The sequence below is a fragment of the Helicobacter ibis genome (assembly GCF_027859255.1).
GTDB classification, from domain to species: Bacteria; Campylobacterota; Campylobacteria; order Campylobacterales; family Helicobacteraceae; genus Helicobacter_D; species Helicobacter_D ibis.
The window spans coordinates 303281-329332 of the sequence record NZ_JAQHXR010000001.1 but is presented as its reverse complement, the minus strand read 5'-3'; the positions used below and the strand labels follow the sequence as shown (position 1 = coordinate 329332).

Sequence of the window (26052 nt, the reverse complement as noted above, 5' to 3'; positions counted from 1 at the left end):
TTATCCTATGGATTTTTTAAGAAATATCCATCAACACCATTAGCAATACCAATGCTTAATGCCTTTTGAAATGATGATTTAGTCAATCTCTTACCCTCTGTTGGGTGAGTTAGATATCCACTCTCAATTAATACAGATGGCATAATAGCACCAACTAGCACCCAAAATGGTCCCTCCCTAACACCGCCATCTACTACGCTATAGTTTTTCTTTACAGACTGCAACATACCATATTGAATATCAATGGCAAGCCTATTTGAAGCTACGATTCTTTGTGTGTTTAGAGTATTTAAGAATGATTGTTTAGAGAAATAATTCATAACTTCAGTATCGTCTTTATTTTCTAATGCAGCAACCTTCTTAGCTCTCTCACTCCTAGCAGTAGACAAGAAATAACTCTCAATTCCTTGAAGCTTTGTTTTGTTTTCAGAAACCGCATTTGCGTGTATTGATATAAACAAATCAGCATTTTTATTGTTTGCAAATTTAGTTCTATCTCTTAGGCTTATAAACACATCTTTGCTTCTAGTCATATATACTTTATATCCACGCTTTTTTAGCTCTTCGCTTAGATACTTTCCTATATTTAATACAATTGTTTTTTCGCATACTTTATCAATCCCAACAGCACCACAATCCTTGCCACCATGACCAGGATCTATTACGATTATTTTTTGCTTTGTAGATTCTGCTTTTGTATTCGTTGTGCTTTTATTTTCTTTTTTGTGAGTGTCAAACAATGAAGCGATTGAAACTTTATTTACACTTTTTGCATTTGGTATTTCTAAGATTGCCTTTTTTTGTGCATATTTCCATTTTGCTCTTAGTTCTTTTTTTGTGCTTAGCACAAGCCTTACCTTGTTTGGTGCATTTTGTGCAATCTTAACTATAACATCACCTTCAAACTCAAACACCCTAGCATTACCCAATAAGTCTGCACTTATATCATATACATATCGAATCTCATCATTATTTTTTAGCGTAAATGCTTTAAAAGCACTAGCCTTTATAGCTTTATTAAAAAATAAAGATACGCCATTATTTGTTTGTGTAATAGAAGTTATCTTTAAATCACTAGCATTAATAAAAGCACAATAAATAAAGATACAAAAAATTATTCTAATCATTTGGTTAGTTCATCTATAATTTCTTGGACACTTTGAATCTTATCAATCCTATATCCATTAGCACCAGTAAAGAATAAACCATTTTCTATATCTCCACGATACCCATCTCCTAATCCATCAGCAATGCAGTATCCAACCTTTTTTGCCTCTTCTCCTCTATTGCATGGTGAGACACAATTACTTATACAAGCTATCTTTGGTGCTTTTCCTTCCCTTAGTGCCTTAATTATACCAGTAACAATCGCTCTAGCAGGATATCCAACAGGAGATTTTATGAGCTCTATATCTTCTTTTTTTACTTTTAACATAAGCTCATTGTAATATTTTGCATCACATTCTTTTGCACCTAAGAATCTAGTCCCCATTTGCACACCACTAGCACCAAGAGAAATCATTCTATCAATATCACCCCTATCCCAAATGCCACCTGCTGCAATAATTGGAATCTCCCCCCAATTCTTACTCTCCTCTACTACTTGTGGTAATATAGATTCAAGCTGATGTTCTGCTTTGAAGCAGTCTTCATAACTAACACCTTGATGTCCTCCACTTAGAGGTCCTTCAACAATGACTGCATCAGGGATTTTCTTATATCTTCCCTCCCATCTTTTGCATAATATTCTCAATGCCTTTGCAGATGATACTATGGGAATTAATGCTACATTTGGAAAGTTGCTTGTAAATTCAGGCATATTAGTAGGCAATCCAGCACCAGTTATTATCATATTTGCACCAGCCTCACACGCATCTCTTACTACTCTACCATATTCATTTATTGCATATAAAATATTTGCTCCAAGTGGCTTATCACCACATATTTTTCTAGCATTTTTAAATATTTCAAACAAAGAATCTTTAGAGTAAAAATTCATAGTATCAAATGGACGATTCTTGATTGATTTTTGTATAAATTCTCTATTTTTATAATACCCAGTCCCAACACAAGAGATAATACCCATTGCATTACACTTAGATACATTTCCTGCTAGATTATCCCAACTAATGCCAATTCCCATACCCCCTTGAAATATAGGTAAAGGTATTGTATATTGTCCAATTTTTAAAGGTTTTAGTCCCATAGCTTCCCTCTTTATTTTATAATTACTTTTGCAAATTTTCTTTTTCCAACTTGTATTATATATTCTCCACTAGTTAAGTTGAGTTTGGAATCTTCTAGTTTTTGTTGGTTAATTTTTACACCACCCTGCTTAATTAATCGTATAGATTCAGAATTAGAAGATGATAGCTTGCATTCACTAAGCACTTGTGCTATCCAAATTCCTTCTTCTTTTACAAACTCTTCAATATCGCTTGGTAGCTCATCTTTGCTAAACACTTTAGCAAATTCCTCTTGTGCTTCTTTGGCACTTTTTTCATCATGATATTTGGTTATTATCTCTAATGCTAATTCTTCTTTAATCGCCTTTGGGTGCAAACTGCCATTTTTTACACCCTCTTTTAGAGATTCTATTTGCTGTAATGATTTTGTGCTTAAAAGCTCATAATATCTCCACATAAGTTCATCTGAAATACTAAGCAATCTACCAAACATCTCTTTTGGCTCTTGTGTGATACCGACATAATTCCCTAAGCTTTTGCTCATTTTATTTACACCATCTAGTCCTTCTAGCAGTGGCAACATAACAACTGATTGTTCTTTATTGCAACCATAAGCCTTTTGCAAATGCCTACCCATAAGCAAATTAAACTTCTGATCAGTTCCACCAAATTCTATATCACAATTTAAGGCAACTGAATCATATCCCTGCAAAAGAGGATAGAAAAATTCAACAATACTAATTGGGCTTTGGCTTTTATATCTTTTCTCAAAATCATCTCTCTCTAACATTCTAGCAACAGAAAACTTTGATGAAAGCTCCAACATACCACGAATCCCAAGTTCATCAAGCCACTTTGAGTTAAATACTATCTCCATTTTAGAAGAATCTAAAACCTTATATACTTGCTCTTCATAAGTTTTCGCATTCATTAACACTTGCTCTTTGCTAAGTGGTTTTCTAGTCTCACTCTTACCGCTTGGATCGCCTATCATGCCAGTAAAATCACCTATTAGAAAATAAACTTTCGCACCATATTTTTGAAAGGTAGCTAGTTTTTGCAATAACACACTATGTCCCAAATGCAAATCCGGTGCAGTTGGGTCAAAACCAGCCTTAATGGTAAATGTGGTTCCATCTTGCAGATACTTATTGACAAGACTTTGTATATATTCTATACCTATTATCTCTTGCACTCCACGCTGTATATCTTCCATAGCTTCTTTAAGTTTTAATTCTAAATCCATGTGTAATCCTTAATTAGCATATGCATCTTTTAATGCATGTATGTCTATTATTTTGTATTGATTTGATAATATCTGCTTAATCTCCTTTAATCCCAATGACATACACTCAAACTTTATCTCACAATGCGTAGCATATGTATTTTTTTGCGAACCAAGCTCGATTGATAACACATTAATGTCATTTTTTGCTAGAAATTGCAAGAAATTTGCCAAGATTCCTTTGCGGTTTTCTAATGCAACTATCAATTTATATGTTTGAATCTTATCCCCAAGCCACCCGACATAGAGCATTTTTACGCCTTTTTGTATTTCTAAATACGCCCTATCGCACATTCTGTGGTGTATAAAAGCTTTTGTGCCAACTTTTAAAGCAACAATATCATCTCCAAACTTTGGGTGACAACAATAGTCAAAAACTGCTTGACTTATCGTATGATTCGTATGCAAGACAATATTATCAAAATGCAATTCTTTTAGTTTTAAGATTCTAAACTTAAGCTGCGTTAGGAATCCTGCCTCTTTTTGATAGCTATTTTTTACTCTATTTTTTATATCTTTTAGAAGTGCAATATCCCTTGAGGCTCTAGGAATAATCTCATCTAGTTCATTATCTTTTACATATTGTTCTATCTCATTTGCACTTTTATCAAAAATCGTAGCAATGATATTTATAGCACTTTTCTTCTCTATCTCTTTAATTCTTAAAGCACAATTTGCTTTAAGCTGACTTTTTGCCCTTGAAGTTTTCACAGCATCAATCCATGAACATCTAAGAATCGTCTCTTTTGCAGTGATTATCTTTACTATATCACCACTCTTTAGAGTAGTAAGAAGTGAAGTTTTTTGGTTATTTACATATGCTTCTTTTGCCTTATTTCCAACTTCAGTATGCACAGCATAGGCAAAATCAAGCACAACAGCACCAATAGGCAAAGAATAATCATCACCATCTGGTGAGAAAACAACTATATCATCACTATATAAGTCATTTTTTACAAGCTCGTAAAACTCCTCAACAGAATCGTTTTTAAACTGCAACTTATTTAGCCAATCAAGGCTTGGCTGACTATTCCCTCCTGTTTTATATTTCCAATGTGCTGCAATTCCATATTCTGCACTTTTATGCATATCTTCTGTTCTTATTTGCACTTCAAAAATAGCAGAATTATCAAATAAAGTTGTGTGTATCGTCTGATAACCATTCTCCTTTGGCAATGCTATATAATCTTTGAATCTTGACATTATTGGCTTAAATGCTAAATGCAAAATACCAAATACCCTATAACAATCAAGTGGCTCTTTAACTATAACTCTAATTGCAAGTAAATCCAAAACCTCATCGATTGAAATTCCTTTTCTTTGCATTTTTAGATATATAGAATAATGCCTCTTAATCCTGCTAGATACTGAAAAATCACCTTCTGGCACACCGCCTTGTATTATGCTTTTTTTTACCTTTTGTATGAAAGCATTTAACTTCAGTCTTATTGTTTGTTTGTTATCTAAAAAATATTTATCTATCTTTCTATAAACTTCAGGGAAAATATAATAAAAACTTCTATCTTCTAACTCGTTTTTTAATGTAGAAATCCCAAGTCTATGTGCTATTGGTGCATATACAACTAGAGTTTCTTCAGAGATTCTTAGCCGTTTGTTTTTGGGCATATATTCTAAAGTTAGCATATTATGCATTCTATCGCATAGCTTAACAATTAATACCCTAACATCTTTTATGGAAGTAATTAGCATTTTTCTAAAGCTAAGTGCGGATATTACTAGCTTTTCATTTGTATGAGAAGGAGATAACTCCTCTGCTCTAATAGCTACGATTTTAGTTAGTCCATCAACCAAAGAAGCAACATCATCTCCATAATTACTTCTAACCTCTTCTAAAGTATATTCAGTATCCTCCACCACATCATGCAATAATGCAGCACATATCATCACTTCATCACCACCAAAATGAGCCACAATGCAAGACACAAGTAATGGGTGAGTGATATATGGATCGCCACTTTGTCTTTTTTGATTCTTATGAGCTTCTGTGGCGAACTCTATTGCATTTTTGATTCTAGGCGTTATCTCCGTAATACTCTCCAAAAAGCTAATAGCCTTTTGAGGACTAGAAATTTGAGAAACTTCTCTAAAAAACTCCACTATACAAACCTAGCACAAAAATTAATACTGAATCTCTTCTATCTTATCTAAACCTATTTTACCTTCTGCAACTTCCAATAAAGCAATGTCAGATAATTTATCAACCTTTACATCTTTATTTACAAGAGGCTTTGCACCTTTGCTTAGCTCATCAATTCTTGCAAATAATATATTTGATAATAAGTATCTATCGTAATTTACTCTTTCTAATGCTTTTGATGCAATTTGTTCTATTCTCATTATTACTCCTTAATTAATTTGAAACTCTTGAAAACACTGCATTTTCATCTTTCTGTATTATTTTTAATAAATTACCTTCTAGTAACATATTACATACAACTATTGGTAGTGAATTATCTTTTGCTAATGCTATTGCAGTATCATCCATTACTTTTATATTGTCTTTTAATGCTTGTTCATAGCTTATATTTTTAAGCATTATTGCATCACTAAATTTTGCAGGATCTTTATCATATACTCCATTTACTTTAGTAGCCTTAATTATCATTTCAGATTCTATCTCTATGGCTCTTAGAGTAGCTGCAGTATCTGTTGTAAAGAATGGATTCCCAGTTCCAGCTACAAAAATCACTACTCTACCTTTCTCTAAATGCCTAATAGCTCGTCTATTAATGTAAGTCTCGCACACTTCTTTAATCTCTAAAGCACTCTGCACTCTTACATCAACACCATGATATTCCAATGCCTCTTGCATTGCAATTCCATTTATAACTGTCGCTAGCATTCCCATGTGATCGCCACTAGTTCTCTTAATAAGACCACTCTCTGAAGCACTAACACCACGCACGAAATTCCCACCACCAATTACGATTCCAACTTGCACTCCAAGCGTTACTAGAGATTTTAACTCAAGTGCAATATACTTTAAAATAGAGCTATCAATGCCAAAACCATTCTCACCAGCTAAAGCCTCGCCAGAAAATTTAACTAAAACTCTTTTTATCATATAAAAAACCTTATACATAAATAAAATATTTTATTATAATGAAACATCACTTATAAAGCACTAAATTATCTCATTATTTCATCAGTATTTTGTTGTAATTTTCTTAATTGCTCCTCTTGCAATTTATATGCTTTATCAAATTTTTGTTGCAAATTTACAGAGCCTGAATCTCTTGGAAGATCCTTTCTATCATACAGACTTTCAAAATGCTGCATATGATTTTTGAATGCTTGGTTGCCTTCAATACTATCTATTCTTTTATCTTGTAATTCTTTAGATAAAGAATCTAGGTGCTTTTTTAGATTCTGCTTTAATTCTTTTTGCAAAGGAGTAGTTATATTATCATCGCTTTTATTGCTATCTTGTATAGTTTTGTTTGTGGAAGTATTTGTAGAATTATCATCAAAAGATGAAACATTCCTATAATCATCACAAGCGGTAAAAAACATAAAAACAAAAAGAAATAAAACTCTAAACATAAAAATCTCTAAAATTATTTTATGAATTTATAGCATAATTTGTTAAGATACTTCACACGCCAAGTTAGGAGTTAATATGAAAGATATTTTCTATGATAGTAGAATCTTAGATAAAAAAGCAGAAGAGCATTACTTAATAAATAGCGAATTATTAATGGAAAATGCCGCATTTGGCATGAAAAATCTAATTAACAAAAAACTAAAAAAAGATTCAAAAATCCTTCTAGTATGTGGCAGTGGTGATAATGGTGCTGATGGTTTAGCACTAGCAAGAATGCTATATGAAAAATACAAAATACACATAATAATGCCACTTGGGAGCAAAAGCAACCTAAATAAGATTCAACTAAAAAGGCTAAATAGATTAAATATAACCATAATGGGTATAAATGACATTGAATCTTTAGACTTTGATTGCATTGTAGATTCTCTATTTGGAGTTGGGCTTAGAGGTGAGATAAGCATACAAATAGCAAATCTGATAGATATGCTAAATAAAAAAAACGCACTAAAGATAGCATGTGATATACCAAGCGGTATTGATAGAGATGGGAATTTACAATCATATATAGCCTTTAAGGCACATTATACTTTGAGTATGGGAGCATTAAAAGTGTCTCTATTTAGCGATGTTGCTAAAGATTTTGTAGGCAAGATAAAAATAGTTCCACTTGGAATTGGCTATAACGATTATAAAAAAGATTCAAATATAAAGCTTTTAGAAAAGTGCGACTTTAAGCCTCCATATAGAGATATGCAAAATTGCCATAAAGGAATCTTTGGACATTTAAATGTATTTTTAGGAGAAAAAGAAGGTGCAGCAATAATTTCCTCTCTAGCAGCCTTTAGAAGTGGAGCTGGGCTTGTTAGCGTGATTTCTGACAAAAACATAAATCTCCCACATGAGATAATGCAACAAGATTCAATATCACACAATGTAACTGCAATACTCTTAGGTATGGGATATGGCAGAACAAACGAGATTTTAAAAGAACTATTTTTAAATATAAATATTCCAATTTTGCTAGATGCAGATATTTTCTATCATAAAGATTTTAAAAAACTAGCAGATACAATGCAAAACATCATTCTAACTCCACACCCAAAGGAATTCTTAAAAATTCTAGAGATTCTTTGTAGTGAAAAAATAGACATGGAATCTCTTTTGAAAAATAAAATAGACTATGCAATGAAATTTAGCCAAAATTACCCAAATATAACTCTGCTGCTAAAAGGTGCTAACCAAATAATCGCACAAAATGGAACTATATATATAAATCCACTTGGGACAAATATATTAGCAAAAGGTGGTAGTGGAGATTGCTTAGCTGGGATTATAGGAGGATTATTAGCTCAAGGATATACGACATTACAATCTTGCATTCAAGGAAGTATGCTTCAAGCATTAATATCAAAAAAACTAAGCAAAAAATATGCAAACTTCTCTATAAGCCCACTTGATTTAATAAATCAATTAAGATACATTAAGCACAAATAAAAACAAGGATAAATTATGAATGATAACTTAGTAATAGCAAACAAAACTTTCAAAAGCAGACTAATAGTGGGAAGCGGTAAATACAAAGACTTCAAAACAACTTATGAAGCAACAATGGAATCTGGTGCAGAAATGATAACCGTTGCTGTAAGAAGAGTAAATATCACAAACAAAAATGAAGAAAATTTACTTGATTATTTTAAAAATAGCAATGTAGAATTTTTACCAAATTCCGCTGGTTGTGTGAATGCAAATGAAGCTATAACACTCTTTAGACTTACAAAAGAAGCAACTGGAATTAATTTTATAAAGCTAGAAATAATAGGAGACACACAAAAAACGCTATACCCTGATGCAATAGAAACTCTAAAAGCATGTGAGATTCTAGCCAAAGAAGGATTCATCGTTCTTGCATATACAAATGATGACCCCGTAATTGCAAAGAGATTAGAAGAATGTGGTGCTAGTGCGGTAATGCCTCTTGCAGCACCAATTGGAAGTGGGCTTGGAATCCAAAATAAATACAACATATCTTTCATTAAAGAAGCCATTAAGATTCCTGTAATTGTCGATGCTGGTGTTGGTTGTGCTTCTGATGCCTCTATTGCTATGGAACTTGGTGCCGATGCCGTTCTTACAAATACAGCAATAGCACAAGCTAAAAATCCAATACTTATGGCAAGAGCAATGAAAAATGCAGTCATCGCTGGAAGAGATAGCTTCCTTGCAGGAAGAATCCCTAAAAAACCATATGCAACTGCAAGCTCACCAACTGAAGGTATGCTAGAGTTTGAAAAATAAGTAATAAAAAGTTAAAGAATTTTTTAAAACTCATTCATTATAATGAGAGAGTTTTTATAACACAATTTAAGGAGAATACAATGTTTAAATTAAGAGAATTACCTTTTAGTGAAATTAAAGATTTTATAAGCAAAGAAACCTGTGAGTTCCATTATGGCAAACATCATCAAACATACGTAAACAATCTAAACAACTTAGTAAAAGGTACAGAATTTGAAAATGCGTCATTATTTGAGATTCTAACAAAATCACAAGGCGGAATCTTCAATAACGCAGCACAAATTTACAACCATGACTTTTACTGGGATTGTGTATCACCTGAATCTACAAGCTTAAGCGATGAGTTAGAAAGTGATATAGATTCAAGTTTTGGTAGCTTTGATAAGTTTAAAGAAACATTTTTACAATCTGCTACAACTTTATTTGGTTCTGGTTGGTGCTGGGTGGTATATAATCCATCATCAAAAAAACTAGAAATAAAACAAACAAGCAATGCACAAACACCAGTTACAGATGGACTGATACCAATTTTAGTAGTAGATGTATGGGAGCATGCATACTATGTAGATTATAGAAATGCTAGACCAAATTACTTAGAGAAATTCTTCTCTCATATTAATTGGGAGTTTGTATCAAAAGCACTAGAATGGGCAAAAAAAGAAGGTATGGGCTCTGTTGAATTCTATATTAAATCTTTACATTCTTAATTTAATTTTGCTACAATCCGCACAACAATATGAGGGAGTAGTAAGCAAGAAACTCTTGTGGTAAAATCAACATACTGACTTAATCTTAAGTCTGGTTTTGCCTTAAATTATGAGACTCATATATAACTATACTTACATAGCTATATATGAGTGTTTAGTTCAATTTATCCTATATAGCTAATAAGGGGGCTAAATTGAACGATACTACAAATAATATTAATATCAAAGAATTAGCACAAGCCGATATTGAATCATTATCCAAAAGTTTCAATACAAACATAAAATATGGACTAAGCTCTGAACAAGCATTAAAGAATCAACAAAGATTCGGCAAAAATGAATTTTATAGAGTAAAAAAACAATCAATTATTCAAAAAATAATTTATGCAACAACAGAACCTATAATATTGTTGCTTTTATTTGCTGCTTTTTTAGCAGTTTGTATCAATGTATATGAATACATTTATCACAATAATTCCAACTTCTTAGAATGCATAGGGATCCTAATAGCAATATCTCTATCAATAGCCATCACAATTATCATGGAAGATAGGAGCGCTAAAGCATTTGAAGCATTAAATGATATAAACAATGGAAATCTAATTAAAACAATAAGAAATGGCGAAATCTCACTAAAACCACAAAATGAACTAGCAGTTGGAGATATAATCATTCTTGAAAGTGGCGATAAAATACCTGCCGATTGCAGAATTATAGAATCTAAAAGCTTAGGTGTAATGTGCGATGAATCAAGTCTAACTGGAGAGAGCAAACACACAACAAAAAGTCAAACACTAGAAAGCCAAGATTCAACTAATACATACAAAAACATACTATATAGTGGTTGCTTTATCACTCAAGGAAGTGTAAAGGCCATGTGTATTGCTGTTGGATATGATACAGAGTTTGGTAAAATTGCAAGCGCATTAAATACAAGCTCAAAAACAACTACACCACTCCAAGAAAAACTTAAAAAACTAAGTCATAAAATAACTATACTTGGCGGTAGTGCAGCATTGCTAGCCTTTATAATACAGGTTATATTTTTAAGCTTTAGAGATTTAGAGACTGAAACTCTAATTGAGCACATAACAGAGGCATTTATCTCAAGTATCGTTTTAATAGTAGCTTCAGTGCCTGAAGGGCTTCCTACAATAGTCGCTGTATTACTTGCATTAAATATAGTAAAAATGTCCAAACAAAATGCTCTAGTAAAAAAGCTAGTAGCATGTGAAACTATAGGCTGTGTAAATATTATATGTTCGGATAAAACAGGGACATTAACAAAAAACCAAATGTCAGTAGAGAAAGAATATATACACAATAAAATAGAAGATGTGTTATTAAACTGCATCTTAAATTCAACAGCAGATATTGCATACAAAGATTCAAACTATCAATTCTTAGGTAACCCAACAGAATGTGCATTGCTTGTATTTAGTCATAAAAATAGAATAGATTATAAAGAGATTCGAGAAAAGCATAAAATTGTAAATTCATTTCCTTTTTCTTCACAAACAAAAAATATGACTAGTGTTGTAAAAATAGAAAATAATTTAATATGCTTTAGTAAAGGAAGTCCAGAAGTTATACTTGCACAATGCAATTTGGACAATAAAACTTTAAAAAATATAACAGAAAAAATATCAAAACTACAAGAACAAGCATATAGGATTCTAGCTTTCTCTCATAAGTTTTTAGATACTAATAATAGCAATAAAAAGGAACTTGAATCTAATATGATTTTTGATGGTTTTGTGGCTATTTTAGATCCATTAAGAGATGATGTAAAAGAAGCTATAGCAAACTGCATGAAAGCAGGAATTGACATAAAAATACTAACAGGAGATAATCTAAAAACCGCACAAGCAATAGGAAAGCAACTAGAAATAATAGATAAAGACCATCTAGTCTTTGAAGCAAGTAAATTAGAATCTCTAAGCAATGATGAACTATGCAAACTATTACCAAAGATAAAAATAATAGCTCGTTCAACACCGAGCACAAAAATGCAAATAGTAAATGCCCTAAAAGAACAAGGAAATGTGGTAGCGCTAACAGGAGATGGCATAAATGATGCTCCTGCATTAAGAAATGCAGATGTCGGTATTGCAATGGGCATTAGCGGGACTGAAGTATCAAAAGAGGCAAGTGATATAGTATTATTAAATGATAGCTTCTCAACAATAGTCAAAGCGATAGAATGGGGGCGTGGAATCTATAAAAACTTCCAAAGATTCATACAATTCCAGCTAACCGTTAATATCTCATCAGTTATTATTGTATTATCTGCAGTTATTATGGGATTTACAGCACCTTTTAGTGCATTGCAACTTTTATGGGTGAATCTAATAATGGACGGACCTCCGGCTTTGACTTTAGGCTTAGAGCCAATTTCAAAAAATCTACTCAAAGAAAAGCCAATAAAAAGAGATTCAAATATCATTACAAAAAATATGTTTATTTCTATTTTTGTAAATGGAATCTTTATAGCAACAATTTGTCTATTGCAGTATTTTACGAACTTTTTAAGCGTAGCAGAATCTGAGAGGAATACAACTTTATTCACCTTATTTGTGTTATTTGCATTATTTAATGCCTTTAATGCTAGAGAATTAAATAATAATAGTATCTTTAAAGACATAAGTAGCAACAAAATAATGCTAGGCACATTTATAATTACTTTTGCAATGCAAGTTTTAATTGTTGAGTTTGGAGGAAGTGCATTTCATACCACGCCACTAGAGCTAGAGACATGGTGCAAGATTTTACTAATAAGCAGTAGTATAATAATACTAGGTGAGATAACTAGAACCTCTTTGAAATTATTCTCAAAAACAAATTAACACACATATTAGTATCCCTATTGAATATGGATACTAATATCAATACTTATAAAGAGCAACATAAACCCATAATACATACTAAAAAATCACATGGCAAATATGAAGAACAATTAAGTGGTGTCCACGATGCGATTCGAACGCATGACCTCACGATTAGGAATCGTGTGCTCTATCCAGCTGAGCTACGAAGACATTATGAAAGTAAAATAAGGAAACCCCAAAAGGGGAAAAGAAGAAGTTATTTTTTAGCAGCCGCAACAGCGTCTTTAAGACCTTTACCAGCTTTGAATTTAGGAACGAACTTATCTTTTGTTTTATATTTTTTGTTTGTTCCCGGAACTGTTCCTTCTTTACCTTTTTGTAGAACAGATTCAAATTTACCAAATCCTACTAATTCAATGCTTTCTTTTTTAGCTAGAGCTTTCTCAACTGCTAGAACAAAAGAGCTAATTGCTTTTTCAGCTTCTTTTTTAGTCTCGTATTCTCCTACTTTTTTTACTAAATCTACAAATTCTGCCTTGTTCATTTTAGAACCTCCATAAAATTGAAATACACACTATTCTAACACATATTTTAAGGGATTTCAAGCATTCATAACATTTTTATGTAATTTTTAATACTCATTAATAATGATTTTTGTAGAATGCTCATAAAAATTTATTTTATGGAGAACTTAATGGCATTAAAAGTTGCAGTAAATGGAACTGGTAGAATTGGACTATGTGTATGCAAGATTCTAGGAAATAGAGATGATATCAATCTAGTAGCAATAAACACAACAATGCCAACTGATACACTGATACATTTATTAAAATACGATTCTGTTCATATAGGAAGCGAAATAAAAAAAATAGATGAAAATATAATAAACATAGGAAAACAAAAAAATATAAAAATAGTAAGCACTAGAGATATAAAAGAGACAAATTTTGGCTCATATGGTGCAAAGGTAGTTATCGAATGCACCGGTGCATTTAATGATATAAATAAGGCAAAAGCACATCTATATGGTGGAATACAAAAGGTGGTCATATCAGCTCCAGCAACAGATACACCTACATTTGTATATGGAGTAAATCATAACTCATACAATGGAGAAGAAGTAATTTCAAATGCAAGTTGCACCACAAATGCTCTAGCACCTCTAGTGAAGATTCTACATTTGAATCTAAAAATAAAAAGCGGACTTATGACAACAATACACAGCTATACAAATGATCAAAATCTAGTAGATTCAAAACATAAAGACCTAAGAAGAGCAAGAGCAGCTGCACTCAATATGATACCAACTTCAACTGGGGCTGCAAAGGCTATTGGACTTGTATTACCAGAGCTTCAAGGAAAACTAAATGGACTATCAATTAGAGTTCCTACGCCTGATGTTAGCATGGTTGATTTAAGTTGTATAGTAGAAAAAGGTATAACTAAAGAATCCATAAACGAACTATTTGCAAATTATGCAAATGGTGAGATGAAAGATATTTTGTTAATCGATAACGAAAAGCGTGTATCTGGTGATTTTATAGGATTCCCACATAGTGCAATTTTTATTCCTGATTGCACATTTGTTACAGATGAAAATCACATAAAAATATGTGCATGGTATGACAATGAATGGGGGTATTCTACGAGATTAGTAGATATGACTTCTTTTGTAGGTAATTACAATTAATGCTTATATTGGATAATAACTATACTAATTTTCTAAAAAATCAAAATCTATTTAGCACAGAGAATTCAGAACTATTCTTTCAAAAGGTATTAATAGAAAAAAATAGTCATATAAGTGGATACTATGACTTACCTTTTGCCAAAAATGAAGAAATCTTTTCATATATGGAACAAAATAAAGCGTTTATAGACACAATTAAAAACATGATAATAATAGGCATAGGAGGTAGCTCTCTAGGCACTAAGGCAATAGATACAATGCTATCTCATCAGCCACATAGAAGAAAAATCAAATTAAGATTCCTAGAACACACAGATCCAATAATGATTCAAAAAGAACTAAGAAGAATCAAATATGAAGATACGCTATTTATTGTTATTTCAAAATCTGGACTAACAATTGAAACTACTTCTCTTTTTAAATATGTATTACATAAGTATAAACTACTAGATAACAATAAAAAGAAACATCTACTAACAATAAGCGATCATGAATCTCCACTATTTAAATGGAGTAATGCAAATAATATAAAAGCATTTGCTATAAACCAAAACATAGGCGGTAGATTTTCTGTTCTTAGCACAATAGGACTTTTACCTCTTGCCATACTTGGATATAACATACAATCAATCCTAAATGGTGCTGCCATTACAAACAATAACTTTTTTAACGACAAAAATAATCAGATTCTAAAAAAGGCGCTATTCTTAGCCAAGAATGAAAATAACTTCCCTATAAATGTACTATTTTCATACAGTAGTGTTTTTAGGCATTTTAACTCATGGTATGTTCAGCTATGGGGAGAATCTTTAGGTAAATTAGATGTGTATAAAAAAAGACGCGGTTTAACTCCAATTGCACTAATAGGAAGCATAGATCAACATTCTTTCTTGCAATTAATAATGCAAGGACAAAAAAACAAAACAATAACATTCCTAAATGCAGAAAAACTATCTCAAAAACAAGTATTTATCCCAAATATTAGCCTACAAGGTATGGAAAGCACAGATTTTGTAAATAAAACCTCATTTAACACATTGTTAAAACTACAATGCATATCAACCAAAGAAAGTATAATCTCACAAAATATCCCAGTAGATTCAATTACCCTCTCAAACCTCACAGAAAGCAGTGCTGGAGAATTAATATTCTATTATGAACTACTAACTTCATGTGTCGGTATCTTGCTACAAATTGATACATACAATCAACCGGGAGTTGAGTTTGGTAAAAAAATACTAAGAGAAAAATTTACACATTCATAAAAAATTTTTACGATTTTTTACGATTTTTTATCTAATCCTGCATATAAAATCTTACAATGTTTATAACTTCAACATTAAGGAAGAAACATGGGGTTTATAGATGAAATAAAAAATAAAGCCAAAAAAGATAAGAAGACTATAGTTCTACCAGAATCTGATGATATAAGAATGCTTGAAGCTGCAAGCAAAGTCTTAAATGAAGGTATAGCTAATATCATTCTAGTTGGTGATGAAAGAGATATAAAAACAAAAGCAAATGGTCTAAATTTAGATAATGCAACTTTTATTGATCCGAAATCTTGCGATGAGTTAGATTCTTATGTCGAGCTTTTTGTGAAACTAAGAGGGCACAAGGGCTTAAGTGAGAGTTCTGCAAGAGCTATGTTACTTGAAAATCCACTATATTTTGGAGTAGCACTTGTAAAAAGTAAGGTAGCACACGGCATGGTAGCTGGAGCTATAAACTCTACTTCTGATGTTTTAAGAGCATCACTACAAATACTTGGCACAAATAAAGATTCAAAACTTGTATCATCATTTTTTGTTATGGTTGTGCCAAATTGTAGCTATGGAGAAAATGGAGTTTTTATATTCTCTGATTGCGGTTTGGTTCAAAATCCAAACTCTGAAGAATTAGCAAGCATTGCAATAGATTCTGCAAAAAGCTTTAAAGCACTAGTAAATAAAGAACCAATAGTTGCTATGTTATCTCACTCTACAAAAGGAAGTGCAAAACATGCAGATATAGATAAAATAATACAAGCAACACAAATAGCCCAACAATTAAATCCAAATCTAGCAATCGATGGTGAATTCCAATTAGATGCAGCAATAGTTCCAAGCATAGGAAAATCAAAAGCACCAAATAGCAACATAGCAGGAAATGCTAATGTGCTTATATTCCCCGACTTAGATGCTGGAAACATAGGCTATAAACTAGTTCAAAGATTAGCAAATGCAGAAAGCTATGGACCAATCACACAAGGGATTTCAGCACCTGTAAATGACCTATCTAGAGGTTGCAGTAGCGAAGATATAATAGGTGTAATAGCAATAACAGCACTTCAAGCACAACAACAAGGAGAATAATATGGATATCTTAGTAATTAATTGTGGTAGCTCATCATTAAAATATCAACTAATAAATACAGAAACAGAAGAAGTCTTAGCAAGTGGATTATGCGATAGGATAGGTATAAATGATGGCAAATTTCACTACAAACCAAAAAATGGTGAAAAAATAGTTAAAAATGCAGACTTAAAAGACCATGAAGTAGCGGTAAAAATGGTTTTAGAGACATTAGTAAATAAAGAATTTGGAATTATATCTTCACTCAATGAGATAAAAGCCATAGGTCATAGAATCGTCCATGGTGGAGAGCACTTCACTCATTCTGCAATAATAAATGATGAAGTAATAAGACATATACAAGAATGCTCTGACCTTGCTCCACTGCATAACCCAGCACATCTGCTAGGGATTAATGCTTGTAAGCATTTAATGCCAAATACACCAATGGTTGCAGTCTTTGATACTGCATTTCATCAAACTATGCCTCCTAAGGCTTATATTTATGGACTTCCATACGAATACTACGAAAAATACAAAATAAGAAGATACGGATTTCATGGAACAAGTCATAGTTATGTATCAAAAAGAACAGCAGAATTCTTAGGGATTCCACTTGAGAATTCTAAAATCATAACATGTCATCTAGGCAATGGCTCAAGCATATGTGCAATAGAAAATGGCAAAAGTGTAGATACAAGCATGGGATTAACTCCGCTAGAAGGCTTAGTTATGGGAACTAGAAGCGGTGATATAGACCCTGCAATAATAGACTACATAGCGCAAAAAGAAAACCTAAGCACAGCAGAAATAACAAATATATTAAACAAAAAATCGGGCGTTCTTGGTATTTCTGGACTATCGAGTGATTTTAGAGATTTACTTGCTGCTGATGAAGAGGGCAACTTAAAAGCTAGATTTGCTAGAGAAGTATTTGCATATCATGTGGCAAAATATATAGGTTCATATACAGCCGCTCTAAAAGGAGTTGATGCTATATCTTTCTGTGCTGGTGTTGGTGAGAATGCTAAATTCATAAGAGGAAAGATAGTATCACAACTAGAGTTTTTGGGTATCACACTAGATGAGAAAGCAAACTTGGAAACAATAGGAAAAGAAGGGATAATTTCAACAAAAGATTCAAAAGTCAAAGTATGTGTAATCCCAACAAATGAAGAACTAGTAATTGCAAGAGATACAAAAGAATTAGTATCAAAAATGATATAATTTTTGCTTTTGATAAAGGATACTTTTGCAAGATTGGTTTATAGACTATTTAAAGTTAGAATACAAAAAATACATAAGCCTAATGGCAAGATCACTAAACATTCAAGATCTAGCCTTAGGTTCATCGCACGGCAACTATGGCTACATACCAAATAATAATGGATTCAACCTAGCAAACACTTCACAAGACTTATATACTTCATATAGTTTATATTTGTATGTGCAAAATTTGCCATTACTAAAAAATATTTTCTTATTTTATTCTATCTTCTCTCCGGGATACAACTTAATTCTAAGTGGCGAATCTCACTTTGCAACAATATATAAATTACTATACAATATAGACTATAATAAAATCGCCCCCCCCCCCGCAGATAAATATCATATCTAAATAACATATACTCATATTCCCTAAATGAATTAGTGGCCTATAAAAGAAGTCTAACAATACAAAACTACAATGAGTTTTTAAATTATACTGGCGAATCTTTATGGACATTCTTTATACAAACATAGATTCTAAGATAAGAGCCTCACAACATCTAAAGCAACTATCATATGGTAATTTGCAAAATCAATTTTTAATAGCAATGCAAGAATTAGCAATGATTAACAATCATAATTTATATATAGTAATCCCACCAGCAAGAGAAGATTACAAATCCCACATACCAAGTTTGGATTCTATATTTGATGATTTGATAAATATTTCTAAAAGCTATCCACTAAAAATCATAAACTTCTTTTATGATAACGATTTTACAAATGAGCATTTTGGCGATACAGACCACCTAAACCAAATGGAGCTAAACTCCTAACAAGCAAGATTTATAATCTAATCTAATCTTGCTTATCTAAATACCTCTCATCAAAAAGACTATTTAAATGCACATTGCTTAATGCAACTTTTAAAGATGTAAAGAAATCCGGATTCTTCTCTTCCATGTCTTTTAACATTTGCTTTGTATTTTCTCTAGCATATGGGCGTTTATCGTCATTTTGCCACATGATAGGACAATTACAATCAGGTGCGATATATATGTTATTATGAGCTATAAAGTCAATAATCTGCCTCTCTCTGACAAAAATCAAAGGGCGAATCACATACAAACCATTTTCAGCCTTATAAATAGGAGGCATAGAACGCAAAGCACCATTATAAGTAAGATTCATCATAAAGCTTTCAGCTGCATCATCTAAATGATGTGCAAGAGCAACTTTATTATACCCTCCCTCTAATGCCTTAGAATACAAAGCACCTCTACGCATACGAGAACAAAAGCTACAATAAACCGTTCCTTCCCTTTTATTCTCCTCTAAAATCTTATAAATATCAGTCCTATAAAGCTCATAAGGAATCTCATTTTTCTCACAATATTCAAATATATAATCATACTCACCACCACGCCCATAATCAACGGTTAGTGCTTTAAATTCAAAATTAAAAGGTGCATATTTTTTAAGCCTTGCTAGAAGTGTGGCTAAAAGCATAGAATCCTTCCCACCACTAAGCCCCAATAAAACCCTATCACCCTCTTTTATAAGTCCAAGTCTAGCATTTGTCTGTCCGGTTATTTTTAATATTTTTTTACTAATTTCCATTTTGCTACTCTTTAAACTTATCTCGTAAATGTATTTTTATAAAATCCATAATTTCCTGCTCTTCTAACAAATGTTTATCATACTTGATAACTGCTTTACGCTCACTCTCATTAATATACCACTCTAATATCCCCACAAGCTCAACAAGTACCTCTAAATCTTCTCCACGCGTATGCTCACACAATGGTAGATAAAGATTCTTCTGAAAAGTAGGGTTTGCCAAGAATGCAAAAAGTAATATCCACAAAAACGAAGCAATCACAACAAACATGCTAATAGACAACATTCCAAAAAAATCATAAAAATGCCCACCAATAAGCGCCCCTACAAAAGTCCCCAAATATCCAAATGAAGTAAAGATTCCTAATGCACTTCCTTTTTGATGTGCTTTACAATACCTACTAGCAAGGCTTTGCATAATAGGCTCATGCATAGAAAACCCAATAAAAAACACAAAGATTCCAGCAATAAATGCCCACTTATTATCACTAAGCATCAATAAATAAGCAATAACAAAAAACAACACACCAGTTACCATTACACTTTTAAATTTGCCCTTTTTCTCTGCGATAATTGCCGCAGGCGCCATTGATAGAAGCCCTAAAATACTAGCAGGAATATATACTTTATAAAGCTCCTCTTTTGGCATTTCAAATCCCTTTACAAGTGCAATAGGAATAATCAAAAACGCCAAAGTCATGAATCCTTTTTGCAAGAAATTTGTAAGATTCATAATTTGTAAATTTTTATTTTTAAAAATCAAACTATATTCATTTGTGTTTGCATTAAAACTATAGGTTATCTTTGGTGCTTCAGGCACAGAGACAAAAAGCAAAACAATACCAAAAATAGCTAAAACAAAAGTAATCCAAAAAAGATTCGACACACCATAAATTCCACCAATTATAGGACCAACAATCATAGCAACCACAAAAGATAGAGAAATAGTAGCCCCCATAAACGCCATTGCCTTTGTGCGTTTTTCTTCATTTACCAAGTCTGCAATCATGGCACTAACCACGCCACCAACAGCACCAGCACCCTGCAAAAATCTACCTATAATCAACATATAAATATCATCACTCAAAGCACAAATAGCAGAACCAATAGCAAAAATAATAAGCCCTAAAGCTATCATACTTTTTCTACCAAACTTATCACTTAAAAATCCAAAAGGAACTTGAAATATAACTTGAGTGAGTGCGTATCCACCCATAGCAATACCTATTAAAATAGGAGTTGCACCACTAAGCGAAAAAGCATATAAAGATAAAAGTGGCATTACTACAAATAACCCAAAAAATCTAGCACCTAAAATCAAGCTTAAAGGTAATGTTTTTTGCAATAAATCTTTCAATATAAAACTCCATTTTTGATAAAATGTGAAGCAAAATTGTATCTAAACTATTTTAAACGAGGCAACAATGAGAATAATTTTAGCAAGTTCCAACAAAGACAAAATAAAAGAAATCAGAGAAATCTACAATAATTTTCAAGTTTTATGTTTTGATGAATTAATACCAAGTTTTGAAATAGAAGAAAATGGAAATAGCTTTAAAGAAAATGCACTAATAAAATCAAAATGTGTATTTAACACTCTAAAAACACAGAATCTATTACACAAAACGGATATTGTCATATCTGATGATAGTGGTATTTGTGTGGATTTATTAAATGGAGCTCCGGGAATTTATAGTGCAAGATATAGCGGTGGAAATTCAAAAGATAATTTAGAAAAGCTAATAAATGAAGTAAAAAGATTTGAATCCCAAACTTCAAAGGCACACTATTGTGCGTGTATAGCAATTAGTAGCTTTTTTGGAGACTTTAGCACACATGGATTCATGCATGGATTTGTAATAGCAGAAAAAAGAGGAGAAAATGGCTTTGGATATGATCCGATATTTATCCCAAATGGCTTTAATAAAACCCTAGCAGAACTATCAGCACAAGAAAAAAATCAAATATCACATAGATACAAAGCACTAAAACTAGCTAAGTATATAATAGAAGCAATAGGCAATTAGCCTTTACTTCTCTGCTAATATTTGAATCTTTTCACCATCCAATAACACGTATAATTCTTTTGTTCCCCTAAAAGAATAGCTAGGTGCTTTATAATCTTCAAAGAAACTAATTCTAAACATATTTCTATTTCCATCATTTGGATATGGAGATACATTTATTTTGCTAAAAGTTATTGTTTTATCTTCTTTTTTGTTAAAGATTCTTCTTTTATTCTCTGCAAATTCATCAAATCTAGCACCATCAAACCTAATAAACTCATCTTTACTATAAAAGCTCAGATAAGATTCAATATCATTCACCTTCCATGCCTCTTTCCATGCAAACAAGTTTGCAAGTATGCTTGAAAGCTCATCTATATTTGTTTCTTTAATCTTATTGTCATATGTGATTAATAATGCTTCTTTGTGATTTATTAAGCCATCAACTTGTGTTAAAAAATTATTTTCAATAGCAATACAACCTCTAGTATTTAGCTCTTCTCTATTTCCATTTAGTGGCATACCATGAATCCATATCCCATATCCCGTTCTTTTATGTAGCTTATCATATAGATTTGGATATGAAGTATCATAGGCCAATGGACCATAATATTGATCTAGCCCACTAAGTCTAGCCTTTAGCTCATATACACCAATTGGGGTGGCTAAGTCTCCTTCTTTTTGCTTATGCCCACCTTTTGAACCAACCAGGCTATTTACATTTATCTTCTCCACCCATTTGCCATTATCCATGCTATACAACTTTAGCTTTGGCTTCTCCAAACTAGGAGAATCTTTAGTCGCCACAAACAAGAAATTAACACTCTCATAGTATCCATATCGCACATCTTTATCTTTTAGTGCATATTTCCAATATTCCCTACTTTGCAGAGTTTCATCTATTTTTTTCTCTAATGCGCTAACTCCGCCATTTCTGTAAGTTTCAATCCAAGCATATTCATTTGCATAAACAAAAATGCTAAGAAATAAAAACAACACAACTTTCATACAAACTCCTTAAAAATCGAAATTATAGCCAACTTTTTTTAGCATTTCTTTCTCTTTAGACCAATTTGGCACTACCTTAACAAACAACTCCAAATACACCCTCTTGCCTAAAAATCTTTCAATCTTAACCCTACAATCCTTGCCTATCCTTTTTATTGTAGCACCACACTTTCCGACTACTATCCCCTTTTGACTATCTTTTAGCACGATTATAGTAGCTCTTATTACATCTACACTTTCTTTTTCTGTATATTTATTTATCATCACATCACTCTCATAAGGTAGTTCATCACTCAAAAACGCAAAGCAAGATTCCCTTATTATCTCTTTTACTATTTCTTTTGTAGATTCAGGACTTAGAATCTCTTGATCATAGTAGTATGGATTTTGTGGTATATATTTGGATATTGCTTTTAGCAAACTCTCCAAGCTTTTATCATCTTTATAAGATACTGGTATTAGCTCTTCATATACACCACTATATTTTTCATATTCTTTTATCTTTGATAAAAGCTCATCTTTACTCACCATATCAGCTTTGCTAAGGACCAAGATATGCTTTTTTTTATTTTTATTTAACTCCAAAAACTCTTCATAAAACGAAATTCTATCACTAGCAGGAGCTAAAAAGATTAAAAAATCACAATCATCTAACGCCTTTAGTGCTTCTTTTAGCATATATTCATTAAGTAGTTTTTCTTGTTTATGAATCCCGGGAGTATCGACAAATATTATTTGTGTATCCTCCCACATGACAATTACATTTAGTCTCTTTCTAGTCGCATTTGCCTTGTGCGATACAAGTGCTAATCTCTCTCCTAAAAGTGCATTTAATAGAGTGCTTTTCCCAGCATTAGGTCTCCCAAGTAATGCAACAAATCCAGCCTTGCTATCCATTATAATATATACCTAGTAACATCACTATCTTCTACTAATACATCTAGCTTTTCTTTTACTAAAGATTCAGTGATTTCCACACTCTCTCCGCTATACTTTTCAGCTTCAAAGCTAATATCCTCTATAACTCTTTCAACCACCGTGTGCAATCTTCTAGCGCCTATATCATCAGTTTTTTCATTTGCCATTTGAGAGTAGTGAGCTAACGCTCTTATTGCCTCATCTTTAAAGATTAATTTCACATTCTCAACCCCAAGTAATGCTTCATATTGTCGTAAAATAGAGTTCTTAGTCTGTGTTAGAATCTTATATAACGCCTCTTCATCTAAGCTATCTAGCTCCACCCTTAATGGGAATCTCCCCTGAAGCTCGGCTATCAAATCGCTAGGCTTACTAAGGCTAAATGCACCAGCAGCGATAAATAATATATGATCAGTCTTCACACTACCATATTTTGTATTTACCAAGCTCCCCTCAACAATAGGCAATAAATCTCTTTGCACACCCTCTTTACTAGGATCTTGCCTGCCTTGAGAGTTTGAACTAACAGCAACCTTATCAATCTCATCTATGAAAATTATCCCGCTATTCTCCGCTCTCTTTATTCCCTCTTGCTTGATACTCTCCATATCTAGCAGAGATTCACTAGCTTCAATCTTTAATAAATCCTTTGCTTCTTTAATTGTTACTTCTTTTTTAGGATTCTCTTTTGACGCACTAAAAACCTTAGCTATCGTCTCTTGCACCTTAATTATCTCAACAGGCACATTTCCATCTTCGACTTCTACTTGTCTTTTTGGAGTATTTATCTCTATTTTTAAATTATCCATCTCACCATTTATTACTCTATTTTTCATTCTCTCACTAGCTACTTTATATTCTTCCACCTTCTGCTCACTAGCACCTTTTGGTAGCGGTGGTATTAGCTTTTCTACTATTTTGTTTAATACATAATCTTCTATTTTTTCGGCATTTTTTTCTTTTTGCTCCTCTTTTACTAATGCAATAGAAGCAAAAACTAGATCTCTAACCATAGATTCCACATCTCTACCGACAAACCCAACTTCAGTATATTTACTAGCCTCAACTTTAACAAAAGGAAGCCCCATTATCTTTGCCATTCTCCTTGCTATTTCTGTTTTACCCACACCAGTTGAACCTATCATTAGTATGTTTTTTGGCATTACTTCTTCTTGAATATCTTTTGGAAGTTGTAATCTTCTATATCTATTTCTTAAAGCTATGGCTACCACCCTTTTTGCCTCATTTTGCCCTATAATGTATTCGTCTAAATAAGCTACAATCTCTCTAGGCGTCATATTTGCATTTTCCATTATTTAAGCTCCAAAATTTTTATATTATTATTTGTATATATACATAGTTCACCAGCTATTTTTAGAGATTCTAAAACTATTTCTTTTGGCTCTAGCTTTCCAAATCTATCTAATGCCCTAGCAGCAGATAACGCATAGTTCCCACCACTACCAATAGCAGCTATCTTCCCATCTTCTGGCTCTATTACATCTCCAGTTCCACTTAGTATATATATGTGTTCCTTATTTAATACTATCATCATAGCTTCTAATCTTCTTAGATACTTATCCTTTCTCCATTCTTTAGAGAACTCCATTACAGACTTTAGCAAATCTCCCTTTTTATTCTCCAAAATTCTCTCAAACATCTCAAACAAAGTAAATGCATCAGCAGTGCTACCAGCAAACCCACTTAGAATCTTACCGCCACATAGTGTCCTAATCTTTGTAGCATTGCCCTTAAAAACACAATTTCCCAAAGTAACCTGCCCATCTCCACCAATCACCGCATATCCATCGCCTCTATAGGCTAATATAGTAGTAGCATGAAACATTACTTAGCCTCTACATCTACTTTTAGCTTAGCATTAATGCCATGTCCTAGCTTTACCTCTACTTCATAGATTCCAGTAGATTTTATAGGAGACTTTAGCTCTATACTTTTCTTATCTATCTCTACTCTATATTCACTTAGTGCATTTGCTATATCTTCTTTTGTTATAGCTCCATATAGTGAGCCATTTGCACCTACCTTTTGAACTATTTTTAGAGTTATTTCTTCTATCTTTTTAGCAGTCATTTCCATTAGTGATCTTTGTTCGGCATTTTCTTCTGCTATTTTCTTTTGCATTGCTTTATATTTATTTATAACTTCATTTGTAGCAGCACTTGCCATACCCTTTGCTATTAGGAAGTTTTTCCCATAGCCATCTTTTACTTCACATATTTCACCTTTCTTGCCAAGTCCTCTTACATCTTGTAATAATAATACTTTCAAAACAAACTCCTATTGCTATTTTTTAGTTCAAAATATTTTAGCATTATCTTTATTAACTTTTATATATTTTTTAGTTTCGTTTTACTAAAATTGTAGCCTCTATTAAATT

Annotated in this window: 26 protein-coding genes and 1 tRNA gene; 11 read left to right on the top strand and 16 right to left on the bottom strand. The window is 32.3% G+C overall.

Features of this window, described 5'->3' with window-relative positions:
• Window positions 1-5 precede the first annotated feature (5 nt).
• The 7 genes from PF021_RS01860 to PF021_RS01830 all read right to left on the bottom strand — a co-directional run bounded on the left by PF021_RS01860 (window position 6) and on the right by PF021_RS01830 (window position 7035).
• Window positions 6-1127 (bottom strand): N-acetylmuramoyl-L-alanine amidase, encoded by a 1122-nt coding sequence (locus PF021_RS01860; protein ID WP_271020708.1) that lies wholly within the window; start codon window positions 1125-1127, stop codon window positions 6-8.
• The gene (locus PF021_RS01855) at window positions 1124-2206 is read right to left on the bottom strand and encodes a nitronate monooxygenase (RefSeq protein ID WP_271020707.1); all 1083 of its coding nucleotides are present in this window, start codon (window positions 2204-2206) and stop codon (window positions 1124-1126) included. Before PF021_RS01855 ends, PF021_RS01860 begins: the two co-directional genes overlap by 4 nt.
• Before the next feature lie 11 nt (window positions 2207-2217).
• On the bottom strand, window positions 2218-3432 hold the full coding sequence (tyrS, locus tag PF021_RS01850; protein ID WP_271020706.1) for a tyrosine--tRNA ligase: 1215 nt from the start codon (window positions 3430-3432) through the stop codon (window positions 2218-2220).
• 9 nt (window positions 3433-3441) lie between these two features.
• On the bottom strand, window positions 3442-5589 hold the full coding sequence (locus tag PF021_RS01845) for a RelA/SpoT family protein (protein WP_271020705.1): 2148 nt from the start codon (window positions 5587-5589) through the stop codon (window positions 3442-3444).
• Between the two features lie 21 nt (window positions 5590-5610).
• A complete protein-coding gene (locus tag PF021_RS01840) occupies window positions 5611-5829 on the bottom strand; it encodes a DNA-directed RNA polymerase subunit omega (protein WP_271020704.1) in 219 nt (72 codons plus the stop codon).
• A gap of 13 nt (window positions 5830-5842) precedes the next feature.
• Window positions 5843-6556, bottom strand: coding sequence for a UMP kinase (pyrH, locus tag PF021_RS01835; RefSeq protein WP_271020703.1), 714 nt, complete (start codon window positions 6554-6556; stop codon window positions 5843-5845).
• Between the two features lie 65 nt (window positions 6557-6621).
• The gene (locus PF021_RS01830; protein ID WP_271020702.1) at window positions 6622-7035 is read right to left on the bottom strand and encodes a hypothetical protein; all 414 of its coding nucleotides are present in this window, start codon (window positions 7033-7035) and stop codon (window positions 6622-6624) included.
• Window positions 7036-7111: 76 nt separating this feature from the next.
• Between PF021_RS01830 and PF021_RS01825 the strand changes: the two genes are divergently transcribed.
• The 4 genes from PF021_RS01825 (at window position 7112) to PF021_RS01810 (ending at window position 12887) form a co-directional block, all read left to right on the top strand.
• Window positions 7112-8533: an NAD(P)H-hydrate dehydratase gene (locus PF021_RS01825; RefSeq protein ID WP_271020701.1), complete on the top strand. Its 1422-nt coding sequence runs from the start codon at window positions 7112-7114 to the stop codon at window positions 8531-8533.
• Between the two features lie 15 nt (window positions 8534-8548).
• Entirely contained in the window at window positions 8549-9334 is a 786-nt protein-coding gene (locus PF021_RS01820; protein WP_271020700.1) for a thiazole synthase, read from the top strand.
• Between the two features lie 80 nt (window positions 9335-9414).
• On the top strand, window positions 9415-10041 hold the full coding sequence (locus tag PF021_RS01815; protein ID WP_271020699.1) for a superoxide dismutase: 627 nt from the start codon (window positions 9415-9417) through the stop codon (window positions 10039-10041).
• A 194-nt stretch (window positions 10042-10235) separates the two neighbouring features.
• A complete protein-coding gene (locus tag PF021_RS01810) occupies window positions 10236-12887 on the top strand; it encodes a calcium-translocating P-type ATPase, PMCA-type (RefSeq protein WP_271020698.1) in 2652 nt (883 codons plus the stop codon).
• Window positions 12888-13002: 115 nt separating this feature from the next.
• Here PF021_RS01810 and PF021_RS01805 read toward each other — a convergent pair.
• Window positions 13003-13079 (bottom strand) — tRNA-Arg (locus PF021_RS01805).
• A 46-nt stretch (window positions 13080-13125) separates the two neighbouring features.
• Window positions 13126-13413 (bottom strand): HU family DNA-binding protein, encoded by a 288-nt coding sequence (locus tag PF021_RS01800; RefSeq protein WP_271020697.1) that lies wholly within the window; start codon window positions 13411-13413, stop codon window positions 13126-13128.
• Between the two features lie 150 nt (window positions 13414-13563).
• Between PF021_RS01800 and gap the strand changes: the two genes are divergently transcribed.
• The 6 genes from gap to PF021_RS01770 all read left to right on the top strand — a co-directional run bounded on the left by gap (window position 13564) and on the right by PF021_RS01770 (window position 18938).
• On the top strand, window positions 13564-14559 hold the full coding sequence (gap, locus tag PF021_RS01795) for a type I glyceraldehyde-3-phosphate dehydrogenase (RefSeq protein ID WP_271020696.1): 996 nt from the start codon (window positions 13564-13566) through the stop codon (window positions 14557-14559).
• A complete protein-coding gene (locus tag PF021_RS01790; protein WP_271020695.1) occupies window positions 14559-15824 on the top strand; it encodes a glucose-6-phosphate isomerase in 1266 nt (421 codons plus the stop codon). Before gap ends, PF021_RS01790 begins: the two co-directional genes overlap by 1 nt.
• Before the next feature lie 87 nt (window positions 15825-15911).
• Window positions 15912-16913, top strand: a complete 1002-nt coding sequence (gene pta / locus PF021_RS01785) for a phosphate acetyltransferase (RefSeq protein ID WP_271020694.1) — start codon at window positions 15912-15914, stop codon at window positions 16911-16913.
• Window position 16914: 1 nt separating this feature from the next.
• Window positions 16915-18120: an acetate kinase gene (locus tag PF021_RS01780; RefSeq protein ID WP_271020693.1), complete on the top strand. Its 1206-nt coding sequence runs from the start codon at window positions 16915-16917 to the stop codon at window positions 18118-18120.
• Between the two features lie 25 nt (window positions 18121-18145).
• Window positions 18146-18511: a hypothetical protein gene (locus PF021_RS01775; protein ID WP_271020692.1), complete on the top strand. Its 366-nt coding sequence runs from the start codon at window positions 18146-18148 to the stop codon at window positions 18509-18511.
• A 100-nt stretch (window positions 18512-18611) separates the two neighbouring features.
• A complete protein-coding gene (locus PF021_RS01770) occupies window positions 18612-18938 on the top strand; it encodes a hypothetical protein (RefSeq protein ID WP_271020691.1) in 327 nt (108 codons plus the stop codon).
• Window positions 18939-18960: 22 nt separating this feature from the next.
• Here PF021_RS01770 and PF021_RS01765 read toward each other — a convergent pair whose 3' ends face one another.
• Window positions 18961-19722, bottom strand: coding sequence for a tRNA 2-thiocytidine biosynthesis TtcA family protein (locus PF021_RS01765; protein WP_271020690.1), 762 nt, complete (start codon window positions 19720-19722; stop codon window positions 18961-18963).
• Between the two features lie 4 nt (window positions 19723-19726).
• The gene (locus PF021_RS01760) at window positions 19727-21079 is read right to left on the bottom strand and encodes an MFS transporter (RefSeq protein WP_271020689.1); all 1353 of its coding nucleotides are present in this window, start codon (window positions 21077-21079) and stop codon (window positions 19727-19729) included.
• A 67-nt stretch (window positions 21080-21146) separates the two neighbouring features.
• Between PF021_RS01760 and rdgB the strand changes: the two genes are divergently transcribed.
• Window positions 21147-21749 carry an RdgB/HAM1 family non-canonical purine NTP pyrophosphatase gene (rdgB, locus tag PF021_RS01755; RefSeq protein WP_271020688.1) on the top strand — a complete coding sequence of 201 codons (603 nt, stop codon included), beginning with the start codon at window positions 21147-21149 and terminating at the stop codon, window positions 21747-21749.
• A 3-nt stretch (window positions 21750-21752) separates the two neighbouring features.
• Here rdgB and PF021_RS01750 read toward each other — a convergent pair whose 3' ends face one another.
• From PF021_RS01750 to rplI, 5 genes are read right to left on the bottom strand one after another with little or no spacing between them, the layout of a single operon-like run.
• On the bottom strand, window positions 21753-22736 hold the full coding sequence (locus tag PF021_RS01750) for a L,D-transpeptidase Cds6 family protein (protein WP_271020687.1): 984 nt from the start codon (window positions 22734-22736) through the stop codon (window positions 21753-21755).
• A gap of 9 nt (window positions 22737-22745) precedes the next feature.
• A complete protein-coding gene (gene era / locus PF021_RS01745) occupies window positions 22746-23633 on the bottom strand; it encodes a GTPase Era (RefSeq protein ID WP_271020686.1) in 888 nt (295 codons plus the stop codon).
• Complete coding sequence (hslU, locus tag PF021_RS01740; RefSeq protein WP_271020685.1) at window positions 23633-24967, bottom strand: HslU--HslV peptidase ATPase subunit; 1335 nt, start codon at window positions 24965-24967, stop codon at window positions 23633-23635. Before hslU ends, era begins: the two co-directional genes overlap by 1 nt.
• On the bottom strand, window positions 24967-25500 hold the full coding sequence (gene hslV, locus PF021_RS01735) for an ATP-dependent protease subunit HslV (RefSeq protein ID WP_271020684.1): 534 nt from the start codon (window positions 25498-25500) through the stop codon (window positions 24967-24969). Before hslV ends, hslU begins: the two co-directional genes overlap by 1 nt.
• Entirely contained in the window at window positions 25500-25943 is a 444-nt protein-coding gene (gene rplI / locus PF021_RS01730) for a 50S ribosomal protein L9 (protein ID WP_271020683.1), read from the bottom strand. Before rplI ends, hslV begins: the two co-directional genes overlap by 1 nt.
• Window positions 25944-26052: the final 109 nt, after the last annotated feature.